At 66.8% G+C, this 16,683-nt stretch carries 17 protein-coding genes; 12 read left to right on the plus strand and 5 right to left on the minus strand.

The features are described 5' to 3' along the window. Positions 1 to 112 precede the first annotated feature (112 nt). Entirely contained in the window at positions 113 to 3,070 is a 2,958-nt protein-coding gene (locus tag MGN01_RS06915; RefSeq protein ID WP_373319194.1) for a phosphoenolpyruvate carboxylase, read from the minus strand. Positions 3,071 to 3,231: 161 nt separating this feature from the next. Between MGN01_RS06915 and MGN01_RS06920 the strand changes: the two genes are divergently transcribed. Genes MGN01_RS06920 through MGN01_RS06935 form a run of 4 tightly spaced genes read left to right on the plus strand, consistent with a single transcriptional unit; the run spans position 3,232 to position 6,492 of the window. After that, on the plus strand, positions 3,232 to 3,576 hold the full coding sequence (locus MGN01_RS06920) for a hypothetical protein (protein WP_147045869.1): 345 nt from the start codon (positions 3,232 to 3,234) through the stop codon (positions 3,574 to 3,576). A gap of 2 nt (positions 3,577 to 3,578) precedes the next feature. Next, entirely contained in the window at positions 3,579 to 4,370 is a 792-nt protein-coding gene (locus MGN01_RS06925) for a hypothetical protein (RefSeq protein WP_238258181.1), read from the plus strand. Then, positions 4,367 to 6,055: a saccharopine dehydrogenase family protein gene (locus MGN01_RS06930; protein WP_238258178.1), complete on the plus strand. Its 1,689-nt coding sequence runs from the start codon at positions 4,367 to 4,369 to the stop codon at positions 6,053 to 6,055. The genes MGN01_RS06925 and MGN01_RS06930 overlap by 4 nt, the downstream gene beginning before the upstream one ends. Next, positions 6,052 to 6,492, plus strand: a complete 441-nt coding sequence (locus MGN01_RS06935; RefSeq protein WP_147045870.1) for a cupin domain-containing protein — start codon at positions 6,052 to 6,054, stop codon at positions 6,490 to 6,492. Before MGN01_RS06930 ends, MGN01_RS06935 begins: the two co-directional genes overlap by 4 nt. A gap of 11 nt (positions 6,493 to 6,503) precedes the next feature. Here the strand turns inward: MGN01_RS06935 and MGN01_RS06940 are convergent, their stop codons facing one another. Beyond that, positions 6,504 to 7,499: an aldo/keto reductase gene (locus tag MGN01_RS06940; RefSeq protein ID WP_147045871.1), complete on the minus strand. Its 996-nt coding sequence runs from the start codon at positions 7,497 to 7,499 to the stop codon at positions 6,504 to 6,506. A gap of 111 nt (positions 7,500 to 7,610) precedes the next feature. Here MGN01_RS06940 and MGN01_RS06945 point away from each other — a divergent pair, with 111 nt between their 5' ends. Continuing rightward, a complete protein-coding gene (locus MGN01_RS06945; protein ID WP_147045872.1) occupies positions 7,611 to 8,507 on the plus strand; it encodes a LysR family transcriptional regulator in 897 nt (298 codons plus the stop codon). Positions 8,508 to 8,705: 198 nt separating this feature from the next. Here the strand turns inward: MGN01_RS06945 and phbB are convergent, their stop codons facing one another. Beyond that, positions 8,706 to 9,434 (minus strand): acetoacetyl-CoA reductase, encoded by a 729-nt coding sequence (phbB, locus tag MGN01_RS06950; protein ID WP_147045873.1) that lies wholly within the window; start codon positions 9,432 to 9,434, stop codon positions 8,706 to 8,708. Between the two features lie 191 nt (positions 9,435 to 9,625). Continuing rightward, positions 9,626 to 10,807 carry an acetyl-CoA C-acetyltransferase gene (locus MGN01_RS06955; RefSeq protein ID WP_147045874.1) on the minus strand — a complete coding sequence of 394 codons (1,182 nt, stop codon included), beginning with the start codon at positions 10,805 to 10,807 and terminating at the stop codon, positions 9,626 to 9,628. Between the two features lie 300 nt (positions 10,808 to 11,107). Between MGN01_RS06955 and phaR the strand changes: the two genes are divergently transcribed. Both phaR and MGN01_RS06965 read left to right on the plus strand, forming a co-directional pair. Then, positions 11,108 to 11,713 (plus strand): polyhydroxyalkanoate synthesis repressor PhaR, encoded by a 606-nt coding sequence (gene phaR, locus MGN01_RS06960; protein WP_147046038.1) that lies wholly within the window; start codon positions 11,108 to 11,110, stop codon positions 11,711 to 11,713. Positions 11,714 to 11,815: 102 nt separating this feature from the next. Further along, the gene (locus MGN01_RS06965) at positions 11,816 to 12,070 is read left to right on the plus strand and encodes a hypothetical protein (RefSeq protein ID WP_147045875.1); all 255 of its coding nucleotides are present in this window, start codon (positions 11,816 to 11,818) and stop codon (positions 12,068 to 12,070) included. 22 nt (positions 12,071 to 12,092) lie between these two features. Here the strand turns inward: MGN01_RS06965 and rpmF are convergent, their stop codons facing one another. After that, entirely contained in the window at positions 12,093 to 12,281 is a 189-nt protein-coding gene (gene rpmF, locus MGN01_RS06970) for a 50S ribosomal protein L32 (protein WP_003601373.1), read from the minus strand. Between the two features lie 240 nt (positions 12,282 to 12,521). Between rpmF and MGN01_RS06975 the strand changes: the two genes are divergently transcribed. The 5 genes from MGN01_RS06975 (at position 12,522) to lptB (ending at position 16,188) form a co-directional block, all read left to right on the plus strand. Further along, a complete protein-coding gene (locus MGN01_RS06975; RefSeq protein WP_147045876.1) occupies positions 12,522 to 12,863 on the plus strand; it encodes a ComEA family DNA-binding protein in 342 nt (113 codons plus the stop codon). Positions 12,864 to 12,990: 127 nt separating this feature from the next. Then, positions 12,991 to 13,617, plus strand: coding sequence for a ribonuclease D (locus MGN01_RS06980; protein ID WP_147046039.1), 627 nt, complete (start codon positions 12,991 to 12,993; stop codon positions 13,615 to 13,617). A gap of 191 nt (positions 13,618 to 13,808) precedes the next feature. After that, a complete protein-coding gene (gene lptC, locus MGN01_RS06985; protein ID WP_147045877.1) occupies positions 13,809 to 14,561 on the plus strand; it encodes an LPS export ABC transporter periplasmic protein LptC in 753 nt (250 codons plus the stop codon). Continuing rightward, positions 14,558 to 15,286, plus strand: a complete 729-nt coding sequence (locus MGN01_RS06990; RefSeq protein ID WP_147045878.1) for an LptA/OstA family protein — start codon at positions 14,558 to 14,560, stop codon at positions 15,284 to 15,286. The genes lptC and MGN01_RS06990 overlap by 4 nt, the downstream gene beginning before the upstream one ends. 32 nt (positions 15,287 to 15,318) lie before the next feature. Then, positions 15,319 to 16,188 carry an LPS export ABC transporter ATP-binding protein gene (lptB, locus tag MGN01_RS06995; protein ID WP_174804571.1) on the plus strand — a complete coding sequence of 290 codons (870 nt, stop codon included), beginning with the start codon at positions 15,319 to 15,321 and terminating at the stop codon, positions 16,186 to 16,188. Positions 16,189 to 16,683 lie beyond the last annotated feature (495 nt).

Here is a 16,683-nt window from a genome sequence, read left to right on the forward strand (position 1 = left end):
CAGGCTACGAAGCGGAACCAAGAGGCCACGCTTGATGCGCGGCTGAGAACCAGACCATCGGGGCCCGTCGTGGGCTCCGGGTTCGCCTCCGGCGCCCCGGAACCACGCTGATTCATCCGAACGCCCCGACCTCGTGCTGGATCATTCCCGAGATTTCCCGCACGCGCAGAAACAGCCGGCGGATCGGCTGGAAAAGCGTGGCGTGTTCGCTCTCGTAGGTGCCGACATCGCGCGGGCCCGGGGGCTCCCCGAAATTCAGGCCGAGGGTCGGATCGGGAGTGATCGGGAACACCTCGTCCAGCAGCGTGAGGCAGCCATCGATGTCGAGGCGCAGGAAGCGCTCGAGCAAACCCTCCCGCGTGATCCCCGATTGCGGCCGGAAGCTCGGGATATGTACGGCGAGGAACCAGATCCGGTGAATCAGGGCGAGCCGGATCGCGTGGAGCAGAGTCAATCGCACCGGCATCGTGGCGAGGTCCGGTGCAGCGGTCTGCAGCGAGAGCCAATCGCAGGTCAGCCGGCCGAACAGACGGCGCAGATCCGGTGCGAGGTTCAGGCGTTCGAGCGCATCGGCGACGACGATTAACTCGTCGCGACGGGCATCCCGGCGGGTGCGGCGGGCACGCTCCAGCCAGACGGCCGGATCGAGGGTATCAATATAGGCGCGCAGCACGTCGAGATCGCCGACGCTCGCGGCATGCTGCACCAGACGGAAGGCGCGGCTGAAGCGTACCGAGTCCTCTCGCATCTGCCGGAAGAGGTCGGGTGAGCGCGAGGCTGCTCGGCCGATCCCGTGCAACGAGTTCGCCAGGAAGCCGAGCTGGTGCAGGATCGCGTTGTTGGGGATTGCCCTGAGCTGGCGCGGATGTGTGATCATCGCCGGACCCCCGCTGTCGGACTGCCGTGCGGCAGGGCGCGAGCCGGTTTTGTCGATCAGCCCGGGCCCGAAGGTGCCGAGCAAGGCCGCGTAGCCTGGATCCTCAACCAATTCTTCCATCGACTGGCGTGCCGCGCGAAAGAATTCGGCGGCGAAGTCGGGCTCCGCATAGATCGGATCGCGGCCAGCGCCCGTGGCCTTCGGCGCATCGTTCATGACGTAGTCGGCGAAGGCATCCTCGTCCGTCAGTGCGTCGGCAAAGACATGCTCGGCGATGCGGGCGACACTGGCGCGGGCGAGATCGGCCGAGCCGAACATCAGGTAGCCGTCCGAGCCCTGGAAGCTCGATTCGAGCCGCACCCTGATGCCGTCGGCTTGGCTCTTCTCGCGGGCACCTTCCGGTGCGAGGTAGGCGAGGCGGTCGGCGAGGCTGGTCGGATGGGCGCCGCGCCCGATCGATTCGCCATGTGTGTCGAAGATCACGAGCTCGACGTCGGTCAGCTCGTTCTGCACCATCAGCTCGGTGATGCGCAGGCGCAGCCGCTCGATCCAGAACGTCGCGGCGAGCTGGCCGACATAGCGGCCGGAATCCGAGTAGCCGAACTGAACGCAGAGCCGGCCGAGCCGCTTGAGATGACGGCGCCAATGCGGGTTGCGCAGGGCATCATCGAGAACGCGGATGCCCTGCTCCAGGGCGCTGGCGGTCTCGAAGAGCGGCGTAATCTCGAGCCGGTCGGCGATGCCGTAATGGCGGGCAAGCCAGAGCGCGGAGAGCAGGGTGTAGCCGGTCTCGGTCTCGGCGATCAGGAAGCGGACGGGATGCGTGCCGTCGACGTGCTTCAGGATCTGCGCGATCGTCATCATCAGCCGTGCAGCCGAGGCGCGCTCGGCGGCGAGCGCCCCGAAATCCACAGCGACCGGCTGCACGTCGTTGAGCAGCGTGTTGATCGTCGCAAGATGCGAGCGGCGATGCGCGGCATCGGTCGGCTCGCCTTCGAGATCGATCACGCGGCGCACGGCGTTGTGGATCTGGCTGGCGTTGAGCCGGAAATGCGGAAGGGCGTTCGACAGACCGTGGGCGGCGATGCCCGAGCGCAGCACGGCGATGGCACGCCGGTCCTCGTCCGACTCGGCCGCACTGATGGCCGCGGTGAGACCAGCCAGGAGCGGTCCGGAATCGACCTGCGCACGCTCGCGCTCGATGATCAGGGCCAACGCGAAGCGGTGCACGGCTTCCAGTGAGGGCTTCGTGCCGAGCAGCGGGGCGCCGGCGAGCTGGCGCTTCACGGAATCAAGGGCGCCTGCCGTCAGCTCGCGCACCACGCGCGTCGCCGGCACTTCCGGCAAATCGCGCATGACGCGGTCAAGCTGCATGCGCTTGGAGATCAGCCGGTAGCGCAGCGTGTCCCACCAGCCGATATCGGTGCGCCCGTCGGTGTCGCAGCCGACCCATGAAGCGATGGCGAGCGGTTTCGGGACGATCTCGGTCCAGCGGTCAGGCCAGCGTTCGCGGGCGGCGTCGAGGAGAGCGCCGTTGAAGCGGTCCAGCGCGCTGCGGCCGTGATTGGCCGCGATGCAGGCCTGGTCGAACTCGTCGTCGAGGCTGATATTCGCGTCGGGCCGCGACGAGACGCCGGCGGCCTTTGCGACGAGCGAGGCGCGGGCCACTGCGTCGGTGGTCGAGGCGGCTTCCGCAATGGCGGCCGCGACGGCTTTCGGCATGCCGAAGGTGGGATGCGCAGTGAACACGGCCGCGAAGGCCGTGCGGCCGACGAGATCGCGAAACGCCTCCAGATCGCCGTCGCGCCGGGCAATCCCTGCTACGAGCCGCCCGGCGAGATCTGCCTCGCTGCCGCCGGCCGCATCTGGCCCGAGCCCAACATAGGCGCGAAGCCGGCCGGCCCGCGCGTCGAGCGCTTGGCGCCGCAGATGCTCGAAGAGGGCATCGAGATCGCTCTCGCCGATCTCCGCGCTGTCGAGCCGCCGCGTGATCGCCAGGGTCACGGCGAGCACCGGATTGCGGAACGGATCGTCGACGGACTGGGCACGCGATTGCGTCACCAGCGCCAAAAGCTCCGCCTCTAGTGCCTCGGCAGCGGGAGGCGTGCGCACGGGGGAGCGATCGTCGAGCATCGCGGTCACCGGGTCTTCGCTGAGAGAGGGGCCGCACGGCAGACGGTCATCGAGTGGCATCGGCTCATCCATCCGCTCCAACCGGCCCCGCGCATCGCAGGGCGGCGGTGTTCTCATCGTCGGGCCTGTGACGCAAGGACCGTTCCGCGATCGCGGCCAAGCTTCCTGTGACGATCTGCTGGTGCAACGGCTGCCGAGGTGGGGTAACGCTCGCATTGGCCATGGAAACGCTCTTGATCCTCGGCGCGGTTGCGGTTGCCGGTCTTGCCTTGGCCTTCGCCTCGGTGGTGTCCGCACGGTCGCGCCGTCCTCCCCTGCGGATGCAACGGGAGGACGACTTGGCCGAGGGCGACGAGGACTTCCTGATCCGAACCCTGCGTCCGGCCCCGCGCAGCCCGATCGACCGCAGCCAGCCGATCGTCGATGCCGAGTGGAGCGAGGTCCGGGAGAAGGATGGTCACGTGATCGATGCGGCATCCATCGAGGCAGAGATGATCGAAGCCAAGCTCATCGACGATTCAACGAAGGCGAGACCGGACGCATTGCGCGGGCGCCGGGGGCAGTGATCGTGCGCATTCCCCTGAACGCCGCGCTTGTCGCGGCATACCTGTCGCTGGCGTGTGCAGCCATGGCGCAGGAGCCCGAGGCTGCCGCTCCGCCGGCCGGCGAGCCGGCGCAGCCCAAGCCCGCGAAACCAAAGCCGCGCTCAGCACCCAAACCGAAGCCCAAACCCGCTCCCCAGGCGGCGCCTGCTGCTAGCAAGCCGGAACTTCGCCCGGTACGCGAGGAGCCGCAGGGCATGGCCCCTGCCTCTCCGGCCCCGCCTCCGCCGGCGACGTTCGCGGCGCCCCCCGTCGCCTGCGACCCCGGTCAGTCCGTGCTCTATGACGGGCCGAAGGATTTCCTGGTCTGGGTGACGCGGACCGGCGCCGTCACGATCGACAACCCGCTGCGGCCGCTCACCCCGGACGTGACCCGCGTGGTCCAGCTCGTGATCGGCGACAAGATCGCCACCGCCTATGGCCGCGATCTGACCTCACTGCGACGCGGGGCCTCCCCGGCCGCGTTGGAGAGCCTGCTCGGCGGACCCATCCGCTGGGATGCCCGGCTCGCTACCCTTCCGGATTCCTTCGAGATCGTATCCGACGCGAACGCCCCACTCGCGCAGATGCGTTTCAAGGAGTGCGGCATTGCTCCCGAGGCCAAGGCGCTTCCCATGCCGGTGGCGAAGAAGGAGAAAAAGCCAAAGGCATCGCGCAAGGAGCCAGCCGGCGCGACCGCTGGTGCAACGGCACCCGCCGGGCGTGCCGCCGCGCCGCCGCGTCAGTTCAACATGCCGCAGGGCGCCATTCCCGAGTGAGCGAGAGGTTCAGCGAGCCGGCGGTGCTGATCGTCGGCGGTAGCGGTGCCTTCGGCTCGCGCCTCGTCGCCGGCCTCGTCGAGACGACCACGCTTCCGGTAATCATAGCCGGACGCAACCTCGCTCGGGCGGAAGCGACGGCACGGCTTCACCCGCCCAGCCGGGTGCAGGCCATCCGGCTCGATGCGGCCACAGTCGCAGCGTGCGAGCTGACAGCCCTCGGCCTCCGCCTCGTCGTGGATGCGGCCGGCCCGTTTCAGGGCGCGGAGCCTCGTCTCGCCCGCGCGGCTATCGCTGCTGGCCTGCCCTATCTCGACCTCGCCGATGCCCGCGATTTCGTCTCGCGTTTCGGCAGGCTCGACGCAGAGGCGCGGGCCGCCGTTGTCGTCGCTCTGACTGGTGCCAGCTCGACACCCGCCCTGTCGAACGCTGCGCTCGATGCCATCACCGCCGGCTGGCGCCGCGTCGAGGCCATCTCCGTGGCCATCGTTCCAGGCAACCGCGCGCCGCGCGGGCTCTCGGTGATGAAGGCGATCCTGTCCTATGCCGGGCGGCCGGTCCGTGTGTTTCGCGACGGCGCCTGGGAGCGTGAAGCCGGGTGGAGCCTGCTCTCGCGACTGAGCGTGCACGGTCTCGGCCGCCGGTGGGCCTCGCTCTGCGAGACGCCGGATCTCGACATCCTGCCGGCACGCTTCCCCGAGGCGCGCAGCGCGATTTTTCGGGCCGGCCTCGAACTGAGCGTCCTGCATCTCGGACTCTGGCTCGCCAGCCTGCCGGTGAGGTTGCGGCTGCTGCCTTCGCTCGTGCCTTTCGCAAAGCCCTTTCTCGCCGTGACGGGATGGCTGGAGCGCTTTGGTAGCGACCGCGGTGGCATGGTCGTCGAGGCGTTGGGGCGGGATGCCGATGATCGTCCCACGCGTGCGCGCTGGAGCCTCGTGGCGGAGGCCGGCGACGGCCCCTACGTCCCCACGCTTCCCGCCCTGGCGATGATCCGGCGCATGACCGATCCCGCCGCCGAGCCAGTCCCGCCCGGCGCCCGCGCCTATGTCGACCTCCTGTCACTCACCGCTATCGAAGCGGAGATGCGCCGGCTACGGATTGAGACCCGGATCGTGAGCGATCACCCCACACCCCTGCTCGTGCGGGCACTTGGTGCAGGGTTCGCGACCATGCCGGCGCCGATCCAAACGCTGCACGGTGCGACGGGCGGGCTGTCGTTTTCGGGCGAAGCTGAGGTGCAGCGCGGGATGGGCATGACGGTCGCGCCGCTCGCGGCACTCTTTCGGCTGCCGCATGCGATGACGGCCTGCCCGGTGCGCGTCGCGATCCGGCCAGGGAAGGGCACAGAGCGCTGGACGCGACGCTTTGGCGGCGAGCGCTTTTCGAGCGTCATGAGTCTCGCGCCAGGCGGCGAGGGGCGCGGTATGCTTCGCGAACGCTTCGGCCCGTTCTCAATGGATCTCGCGGTCATCGCCCATGCGGAGGGTCTGGACATGGCCATCACGGGGTGGCGGATCGGCCTGCTGCGGCTGCCGCGTGCCCTCAGTCCAGCTACGCGGGCGAGCGAACGTGTGGATGAGCGTGGCCGCTTCCGCTTCGATGTCGCCCTGTTCCTGCCCCTCGTCGGGCTGCTCGTGCATTACAGGGGCTGGCTGCTGCCGGAATGGGAGGAGAAGCACGGATGATGGACGATCTCCGCGCCATCGACGTCATCACGGCGCTCGGCCTGAAGCCGCATCCCGAGGGTGGGCATTATCGCGAGACGTTTCGCGATTCCCGCGAGGTCGACGGCCGCTCGGTCGGCACGGCGATCTACTACCTGCTCGACGTCGGTGAGGTCTCGGCCTGGCACCGCGTCGACGCCGCCGAGATCTGGCACTGGTATGCCGGCGCGCCGATGGTGATCACCATCAGCGGCAACGGCCATGATGCCGAGGCACACCATCTCGGCCCCGACATCCTGCGCCGGCAGCGCCCGCAGCTCGTGGTGCCGGCCGGTCATTGGCAAACGGCAGCGAGCCTCGGCGCCTGGACGCTGGTCGGCTGCACGGTCTCACCCGGCTTCGATTTCGCCGGTTTCGAGATGGCACCACCGGACTGGCGGCCCATGCCCCGCCGGTGACGCCGGACGGCTCAGTGCCGTCCAGCTTCGCTGTCGAGATGAGCCATCTGCGCCTGCGCGTAGCGGGACCCTGCCGCGGCGCCCTTCGGCACGGCCCGTTCGATCGCCGCAAGGTCGTCCGCGCCGAGGCTGACATGCGTCGAGGCGAGTGCCTCCTGCAGGCGGTCGCGCCGGCGGGCGCCGACGAGCGGCACGATGTCGTCGCCCTGGGCTGCGACCCAAGCGATGGCGATCTGCGCGACGCTCACATCCTTTGCCTGGGCGATCGCGCGCAGGGCGTCGACGAGGGCGAGGTTCGCATCGAGGTTCTCGCCCTGGAAGCGTGGGCTCATGCCGCGGAAGTCGCCCTGGCCCTGCCCCTTCTGCCAATGCCCGCTGATCAGCCCGCGCGAGAGCACACCATAGGCAGTGATGCCGATGCCGAGCTCCCGGCAGGTATGGAGGATATCGTCCTCGATGCCGCGGGAGATCAGCGAGTACTCGATCTGCAGGTCGCTGATCGGATGGACGGCCGCCGCCCGCCGGATCGTGTCCGAGCCGACCTCCGAAAGGCCGATATGCCGGACGCGGCCGGCCTTTACCTCGTCCGCGATGGCACCGACCGTCTCCTCGATCGGCACATTCGGGTCGAGGCGGGCTGGGCGGTAGATGTCGACATGGTCTGTGCCGAGCCGTTGCAGCGTGTAGGCGAGGAAGTTCTTCACCGCCGCCGGGCGGCAGTCGTAGCCGCTCCAGCCACGGTTGGCGTCTCGTAGGGCGCCAAATTTCACGCTGATCAGGACCTCATCGCGCCGGCCCTTGAGTGCTTCGCCGATCAGTATCTCGTTGTGGCCCATGCCGTAGAAGTCACCGGTATCGATCAGCGCGATGCCGGCTTCGAGGGCCGCGTGGATCGTCGCGATGCTCTCTGCGCGGTCGGACGGGCCGTAGAAATCCGACATACCCATCGCGCCAAGTCCGAGGGCTGAGACGCTGGGGCCTGTCTTGCCGAGTTGCCTGTGCTTCATGATCGTTCTCCGCTGGCTCAAGCCTCGGTGAGGCGTTGCAGCGGATATGCATCGGCACAAGTCGTGCGATAAGCCGGTCTCAACTGTACGACTTGTCCGGGATTTCGCACAATGGCCGATCCGAACCTAGCGGATCTCGACGCCTTCGTCGCCGTCGCGCGCGCTCGCAGCTTTCGTGGCGCAGCCAGGCTCAAGGGCGTTTCAGCCTCGGCGTTGAGTGAGGCACTCCGCCGGCTCGAGGCACGGCTCGGGTCCCGGCTCCTCAACCGGACAACACGAAGTGTGACGCCGACCGAAGCAGGGGCTCAACTGCTCGAACGGCTCGGACCGGCGATCCGCGAGATCGAGAGCGCGCTCGACGCTGTCAACGACTCGTCCGATACCCCAGCCGGGACGCTACGACTCAACGCGCCGACCGTCGTCGCCCGCCACATCCTGCCCGCGATCGTAAACCGGTTCCTTCTGACCTACCCCCGGATCAGCCTGGAAGTGGAGAACAACGATAGCTTCATCGACGTGCTGGCCGAGGGCTTCGATGCAGGCATCCGCTACGAGGAGAGCCTTGAGCGCGACATGGTTGCGGTGCCCATCGGCCCTCGTCTGCAGCGCTACGTGCTGGCCGGCGCGCCAGCTTATCTTGCGACGAGAGGGACACCCCGACACCCGCGCGAACTGCTGGCCCATGCCTGCATCCGGCATCGCTTCGCCAGTCGGGTGACCGCGCAGTGGGATTTCGAGAAGGACGGTGAGGTCGTTCGCATCGCGGCGGCAGGACCGCTCATCGCGACCTCGGCCGAATTGGAGGCCCAGGCTGCCATCGCTGGCCTCGGCCTCATCTGCACTTTCGAGGAATATCTGGCGGAGGGCCTGGCGACGGGCGCCCTGGTGCCGCTGCTCGAAGACTGGCTGCCGCCCTTCTCGGGCCCGCGCCTCTATTACGCCCAGCGCCAGCATATGCCGCCACCGCTGAGGGCCTTCATCGATTTTATCAAGACGGACAATGGGTAGGGCCCGCGATCATGATCGCAGCGACGTAACCCAGAGCCCCGCCCGCAACGTCAGCGCATTGACCTAGGATTGTTTCGCTGTTGCTCGCATTGATGGCTGAGCCCTCTAGCGGGGAAAGCGCAAAGGCAAGCGCGACTGAGGGCAGCTGCTCGTCTGGCGGACGCCGCTGGCCGGGACGGCCAGCGGCAACTCATCAGATCAGGTAATGTACTGCGCGCCGTTGATGGTCAGCGTCGAGCCGGTGATGAAGCCAGAGGAATCGTCGGCGAGGTACTCGACCGCGCGGGCGATTTCTTCTGCCTCGCCGAGGCGACCGACGGGGATCGTCGAGATGATCTTGTTGCGGATGTCCTCCGGCACGGCCATCACCATATCGGTGGCGATGTAGCCCGGTGCGATCACGTTGACCGTAATGCCCTTGGAGGCACTCTCCTGGGCCAGCGCCTTGGCGAAGCCGATCACGCCGGCCTTGGCGGCCGAGTAGTTGGTCTGGCCGGCCTGACCCTTCTGGCCATTGATCGACGAGATCAGGATGATGCGACCGAAGTTGCGCGAACGCATGCCCTCGATCAGCGGGCGCGTGCAGGTGAACATCGAGTCGAGGTTGGTCTTGATGACCGCCTGCCACTTCTCGAAGGTCATTTTGTGGAAGGCGCCATCGCGGGTGATGCCGGCATTGTTCACGAGGATGTCGATCGGGCCGACCTCCGACTCGATCTGCTTGATGCCGGCCTCGCAGGCCGCATAGTCGCCGACGTCGAACTTGAAGACCGGGATGCCGGTCTCGGCCTTGAAGGCGTTGGCGGCCTCGTCGTTGCCACCGTAATTTGCGGCCACCTTGTAGCCCTTGGCCTGAAGGCCCTTCGAGATGGCGGCGCCGATGCCGCGCGTACCGCCCGTGACGAGGGCGACGCGTCCACTAGCCATGGTTTCCTCCGTCGTTTTTGATTGAATTCGTCGGATCTGTCCGGTGCGTCACGCGCACCGAGAACTGCCGATCTCTTGCCCGGGACCGCCGTCGTCCGCACGCCATTTAAATTTCAGCGGGCTTCAAAGCGTTTTGCGTCAAGTTTTCTTTGATGCCTGGAGGAGGCCGAAGCCTCCTCCGTTGGGCCAGTTCAGGGGCGCTCGACACACATCGCGACGCCCATGCCGCCGCCGATGCACAGCGTGGCGAGGCCCTTCTTGGCGTCGCGGCGCTTCAGCTCGTGCAGGAGGGTGATGAGCACGCGGGCGCCCGACGCGCCGATCGGGTGGCCAATGGCGATGGCGCCGCCGTTGACGTTCACCTTCGACTCGTCCCAGCCCATGTCCTTGTTCACCGCCAGGGCTTGGGCGGCGAAGGCCTCGTTGGCCTCGATCAGGTCGAGGTCGGACGGCTTCCAGCCGGCCTTGTCCAGCGCCTTGCGCGAGGCCGGGATCGGGCCGGTGCCCATGACCTTCGGGTCGACGCCGGCGGTGGCCCAGGACACGATCTTGGCGAGCGGCTGGAGGCCACGCTTCTCGGCCTCGGAGGCCGACATCAACACCAGAGCGGCGGCGCCGTCATTGAGGCCCGAGGCGTTGGCGGCCGTCACGGTTCCATCCTTGGTGAAGGCCGGCTTGAGCTTGGCCATCGCTTCCACGGTGGCGCCGTCGCGGATGTACTCGTCTTCCTCGACGATGATGTCGCCCTTACGGCCCTTCACGGTCACCGGGACGATCTCTTCCTTGAAGCGGCCCTCCTTGCGGGCCGCCTCGGCCTTGTTCTGGGAGGCGGTGGCGAACTTGTCCTGCTCCTCGCGGGTGAGCTGGAAGGCCTGAGCCACGTTCTCGGCAGTCTGGCCCATGTGGTAGCCGTTGAAGGCGTCCCACAGGCCGTCCTTGATCATGGTGTCGACGAGCTTGAGATCGCCCATCTTCTGGCCGCCGCGCAGGTACTGCGCATGCGGCGCGAGCGACATGGATTCCTGGCCACCCGCGACGATGATCTTGGCGTCGCCGTTGGCGATCTGCTGCATGCCGACGGCGACGGTGCGCAGGCCCGAGCCGCAGACTTGGTTGAGGCCCCACGCGGTGGCCTTCTCTGGGATGCCGGCGCCAATGGCGGCCTGGCGGGCGGGATTCTGGCCGGCGGCAGCGGTGAGCACCTGACCGAAGATCACCTCGTCGACCTCGTCTGGCGAGACCTTGGCGCGTTCGAGCGCGGCCTTGATGGCGATCGCACCGAGTTCGTGGGCCGGCGTCGTGCCGAAGGCGCCCGCGAACGAACCTACGGGGGTCCGCGCCGCTCCGACGATGACGATATCTTCGCTGGCCATCTCGATTGTCTCCTCATCGCGGCGCGTTTTGCTTCGAGTACTGATACGCCTGCCAATCCCTGAGGAAAAAGGGCTTCGTTCCTGCGATGTCAAGGAGACTTACGGGCAGAACCGGCAGTCGAATTGAATACAATTCCGCCTCGGTGATATTGTGCGGGAAAGCCTGTCAGTTTGCTGTTTTCGCCGCCGCGAGAGTGCCTTAAGGTTCCGCATTGCGGGAAAGCCGGTGCAGGCCCGCAGATTTTTCGGGGCAATGGGTCGATGCGCGCCATGGCGAACGGAGCGGGGAGTGCTGCGGGAATGGCGGAGAGCGGCAAGTCTCACCAGACCGTCATCAAGAAATACGCCAATCGCCGGCTCTATCACACCGGCACCTCGACTTATGTCACACTGGAAGATCTAGCCGGCATGGTGCAGAGCGGCGAGGACTTCGTCGTCTACGATGCACGCTCGGGCGACGACATCACCCGCTCCGTGCTGACGCAGATCATCTTCGAGCAGGAGAACAAAGCTGGCGAGGACAACCTGCTGCCGGTGGCCTTCCTACGTCAGCTGATCCGCTTCTACGGCGACAGCATGCGTATCATGGTGCCGAGCTTTCTCGAATTCTCCATGGCGAACTTCGCCAAGGACCAGGACGGCCTGCGCGAAAAGTTCTCGCAGAGTTTCCAGAGCTTCGGCCCAGGCACCTTCCAGCAGGCACTGCAGGAGCAGGTCCGCACCAATATGAGCTTCTTCGGCGACGCCATGAAGATGTTCACGGGCAGCTTCACGCCATCCGACGCCAAGCCTGAAGGCAGCACCGCGACGCCCGCAGCCTCCTCGGCAGGCGCCTCCGACATCGACGAACTCAAGCGTCAGATGCTCGAGATGCAGGCACGGCTCGATGCCCTTGCCAAGAAGTAGCCAGCGCCGCCGGTAACCTTTTCGCAAGGATGCCTAAAGAATCCTTGCGACTGGCCTCAGCCTTGCGCAGTTGTCTCCGTGCGGCGCGCAGAGGCGACGGCGATGAGCCAGGGTAAGACGGAAGAGCAGGATATCGCGGACAAGATGTGCCGCGCCCTCGTCGTCGTCCATTCACAGGACAGCACAGAGGAGCCTGCCCGGCGTATCGCGGCCGGTAGGCCGATGGCAGGCTTTCTGGCACAGCTGATCGTCGATACGGATCCGGCGCTGCGCGTTGCACGCTCGGAACGGACGCGCGCGGCGGCGGCGCTCTATGCGCGGGCGGCCGGCGTCTTCGGTGGGAGGCGGTGCGCCTGACGCACCAGCCTCCGAAGAGACCTCAGGCCTCGGCCGACTTCACCTTGAGAACCTGGCGACCGCGGTACATGCCGGTCTTCAGGTCGATGTGGTGCGGACGGCGCAGCTCGCCCGAGTCCTTGTCCTCGACATAGGTCGGCGCCTTCAGGGCGTCGGCCGAGCGGCGCATGCCGCGTCGGGAGGGGGAGGTTTTACGCTTCGGAACGGCCATCGGGGTCTTCTCAAGGCAAAAAGCGGCGCCTTGGCGACCCACCTTCGTCGAGGCGGACAGCCGGCACCGCGAATGGAATTCGGGGTTCGAGGCGCGGCTTATACGCGCGACAGCTCCAACTGGCTAGATGGGTTCTCGCATCAGCGAAAGTGCCGATCCGTTCAAGCAGGGTTCAAGCGCGATTAGCCAACATCATGCCGCACGGCGCGGATGACTATGCCGGCCGTCGGGAGACTTTCCATGCTGTCCACATCTCTGCGCGCCCTGGCCGTTCTCGCCTGCCTCGCGGCTACCCCCGTGCTCGCCCAGTCGGCGGCCCCCGCCACGCCGATGAAGGCGGCCCCTGCACCAGCAGCGGCTCCCGCCAAGGAAGCCCCGAAAGAGGCAAAGGCTCCGCTGATCGACCTGAACAGCGCCAGCGCGGAGGAGCTGAGCAAGCTCAAGGGCATTGGCGAGGCCCGCTCGGCGGCGATTATCAAGGGCCGCCCCTACAAGGGCAAGGATGAGCTGGTCCAGAAGAAGATCATCCCCGAAGGCGTCTATGCGGGGATCAAAGACCAGATCATCGCCAAGCAGAAATAAACCGTGGCAACGGCCGGCGCGGAGTCAAAAGCCCCGCGCCCCTGCCGCTAGCACCTTGTCCGGCCGATCCCCCGGGTGATAGGCGCGGGGGATGCGCATGCCGCGCACCACCGACCGTCGACCGAACATGCCAGCCCAGCCGACCATCCGCTTTCATCGCGGTGACCTGCCCGCGGATTTCGATCCCGGCCCGGCCATCGCGATCGATACCGAAACGCTCGGGCTCAACCCGCATCGCGACCGACTCTGTGTCGTGCAGATCTCGCGTGGCGACGGCAATGCCGAGGTGGTGCAGATCGTGCCCGGCGGCCCGGAGCCCGTGAACCTCAAGCGCGTGCTCGGCGATCCTGCCGTTCAGACAATCTTCCACTTTGCGCGGTTCGACCTTGCCGTCCTCTACCGCGCCTTCGGCGTGATGCCGGGTCCGGTCTACTGCACCAAGATCGCCTCGAAACTGGCTCGCACCTATACCGACCGGCACGGGCTCAAGGACGTGGTCCGCGAGATGGTTGGCGTCGAGTTGTCGAAGCAACAGCAATCCTCGGATTGGGGGGCGGACACGCTGAGCCAGGCCCAGCTCGACTACGCGGCCTCCGACGTGCTGTACCTGCACGCCGCTCGCGACCGGCTGAACACGATGCTTGCCCGCGAGGGCCGCACCGACCTTGCCCAGGCTTGCTTCGACTTCCTGCCGACTCGTGCACGTCTCGACCTCGCCGGCTGGGCCGAGGCTGATATTTTCGCGCATACCTAGCGGCTCGAGACCTTCGCCTCGAAACACAGAGCGGCGCGCGTATGTGCTTCCGCGCACTTTGTCGAGATTGATTATTGGTCGGTGCGGAGGCCATAACTTCGCCACCGCCCGTCGGCATGCCCCTATCCGTGCCCCGACCCGTCGGTGTGGGAGAGGACGCACTCCCCCGGACGGAGCCTCCCAGGAAACCGATGCAGGCGGCCGACACCCTCGACATCCAAGCGAGCGCGGCAAATGAGAATGCCCGTCGCACGCAGGCGCATGGCCGCGCCGTGCGCCACTCGGCGCGCGTCCGTTTACTGCGTCGGGTGATCCCGATCACAGCCGGCGTCGCCATCCTCGCCATCATCGGCGTGGTCATCTGGAACCCGCTCTCGGGCAGCATCCCCGACGTCAGCGTCGGTCCGGTCAGCGTGCAGGGCACCAAGGTGACAATGGAGAACCCGCGGCTGTCCGGCTTCAAGAAGGGCGAGCGCGGTTACGAGGTCACGGCCGATTCCGCGCTGCAGGACGTCCGCAAACCGTCGCTGATCGAACTCCAGGCCATGAAGGGCCACATCGCTACAGACGACAAGGGCGGCCTCGCCTATCTCGAGGCGAAGGGTGGCCTTTTCGATTCGAGCAAGGAATCCCTGACCCTGCATGACAACATTCGCCTCTGGACCGATAAGGGCGAGGAGGCACGGCTCAAATCTGCCGCGGTCGATTTCAAGGCGGGCTCGGTCAAGTCGTCCGAGACGGTGACTGTCTCCGTCCCCACGGGCTCCGTCACTGCCGATAGCCTGGACGTGATCGAGAACGGCAAGGTGATCTCCTTCATCGGCAACGTCCACGCGGAATTTCAGGGAGGCAGGAAGCCGCCTGCCGAGGACGGAGAGGCCGCCGAGCGCGTGCACACCTCCTCCGCGGAAGGCCCGAAGGATTCGGCGGAGGCTGGGCGATGAGCGTGCGCGTAATCTCCCTGATGTTGGCCCTCGGCCTCGCGGTCTCACCGCTGACAGCGCCGGCAATGGCGAAGGACAAGGCCGATTCGCCGCTGGGCGCACTGGGCGGCAGCGGCAAGGAGCCGATCAAGATCGACGCCGACCGGCTCGACGTGTTCGACAAGGAGAGCAAGGCCATCTTCGCGGGCAACGTCGTCGCCGTACAGGGCGATGCCACCATCCGCTGCTCGGCGCTGACGGTGTTCTACAAGCGCGGCAAGAACGACGCCAAGGACGGCTCGGATTCGGCCGGAAAGACCCAGGCCGAGATGGCCGAAAATGGCATCCGCAAGGTCGATTGCGCTGGTCCGGTCACCGTCGTGCAGAAGGACCAGGTAGCCACCGGCGACAACGCCACCTTCGATCAGGTGGCCCGGCGCATCGTGCTGACCGGCAACGTCGTCCTCAGCCAGTGCCGCAACGTCACCCGCGGCTCGCGGCTGGTCTACGACATGGATTCGGGCCGCGCGAACATGGATCCGGGCAGCAACGGCCGCGTCTCCGCGATGTTCGTGCCGGGCGAGAAACCCGATGCCAACGGCGCCGGCAAGAGCAGTTCCAAGGGCTGCCAGCAACCACCGGCCGCAACGGCTGGCAAGCCGAAGCAGGCAGAGGCTGCGGCCCCGCCGCCGGAGCGGCCGGCGGGCGACAAACCCGCTCCGAAATCGCGAGCGCAGGCGAATTGAGCGTGACGGGACTGTCGACAGTTCCGGCCGTACTGCCGCTGCGCGCCGCTTCCGGAGAGGGCTCCCTGCCGAAGGCGGGATCCTTCGTACGGCGCCTGTTCGGACGCGGGCAGGACCGCGCCGTCAGCGCCCCGTCCGACGCCGAGTCGCGGCAGGACGGTGCCGATCAGATCGGCGGCCCCGGCATCCTTCACGTCACCGGACTGCGCAAGAGCTACGGCGCCCGCACTGTCGTGCACGAGGCTGGACTCACGGTCCGCAACGGCGAGGCCGTCGGCCTGCTCGGCCCGAATGGCGCTGGCAAGACCACGATCTTCTATATGATCACTGGGCTGGTGGTGGCCGATCGCGGCCATATCAGCCTCGACGGCATGGAGATCACGCATCTCCCGATGTACCAGCGCGCGCGCCTTGGCATCGGCTACCTGCCGCAGGAGGCCTCGATCTTCCGGGGGCTCACCGTCGAGGACAACATCCGCGCCGTGCTGGAAGTGGCCGAGCCCGACCGCAAGGAGCGCGCTCGCAAGCTCGACTCGCTGCTGGAGGAATTCGACATCGCGCGGCTGCGCAAGTCACCCTCGATCGCGCTCTCGGGTGGTGAGCGGCGGCGCTGCGAGATCGCCCGTGCGCTGGCATCCTCGCCGAGCTTCATCCTGCTCGACGAGCCTTTCGCCGGCATCGATCCGATCGCGGTGGGCGACATCCAGGATCTCGTCGGTCATCTCAAGCGCCGCGGCATTGGCGTGCTGATCACCGACCACAACGTGCGCGAGACGCTCGGCCTGATCGACCGCGCCTACATCGCCCATTCCGGCCGTATCCTCACCGAGGGAACGCCTGAGCAGATCGTGGCGGATCCGGAGGCGCGCCGCCTGTATCTCGGCGAAGATTTCCGCCTGTAGGCACGACATCAAGGTGGCCTGGGATGATGGCAGCGATAAGCTGCCCGCGACCCCGGCCAGGACGATCAACCTCGATGAGGCCCGCCGTTCTAGTCCGACGGACACAGCTGCAGAGGAATGTCCTCGGCATGATCGGGACGGCGTTCGGTATCGCAGCGGATTCTCATCGCTTCGCGCGTTGACCTTCACGCTCTGGTAGCCTGCGAGCGATATCGGTCTTGTCACGCAGATCGCGGCGAGGCTCATTGAGGCTTGCGGGTCAAAACTCGCGCCGTTGCCTGCGCTGCGAAGTTTCGAAACTCCTTACCCGGAGCTCGTAGCCGAGGCTGACATCTGCTGCGCAAGATCGGGTCTGTGGCTGCTTTGCTGCGCTGCACGCCATTCGCGCGCCACTCCGCAATCACGCTTTGACGCGCGATCCGGTTGAGGCTAAGCCTTGGAGAACTGAACGAAGCAAGAATTGTGCCGATAATAGATCCGGCCTCGTGCTGACTG

This window comes from Methylobacterium gnaphalii, from assembly GCF_007992215.1.
Classification (GTDB): Bacteria; Pseudomonadota; Alphaproteobacteria; order Rhizobiales; family Beijerinckiaceae; genus Methylobacterium; species Methylobacterium gnaphalii.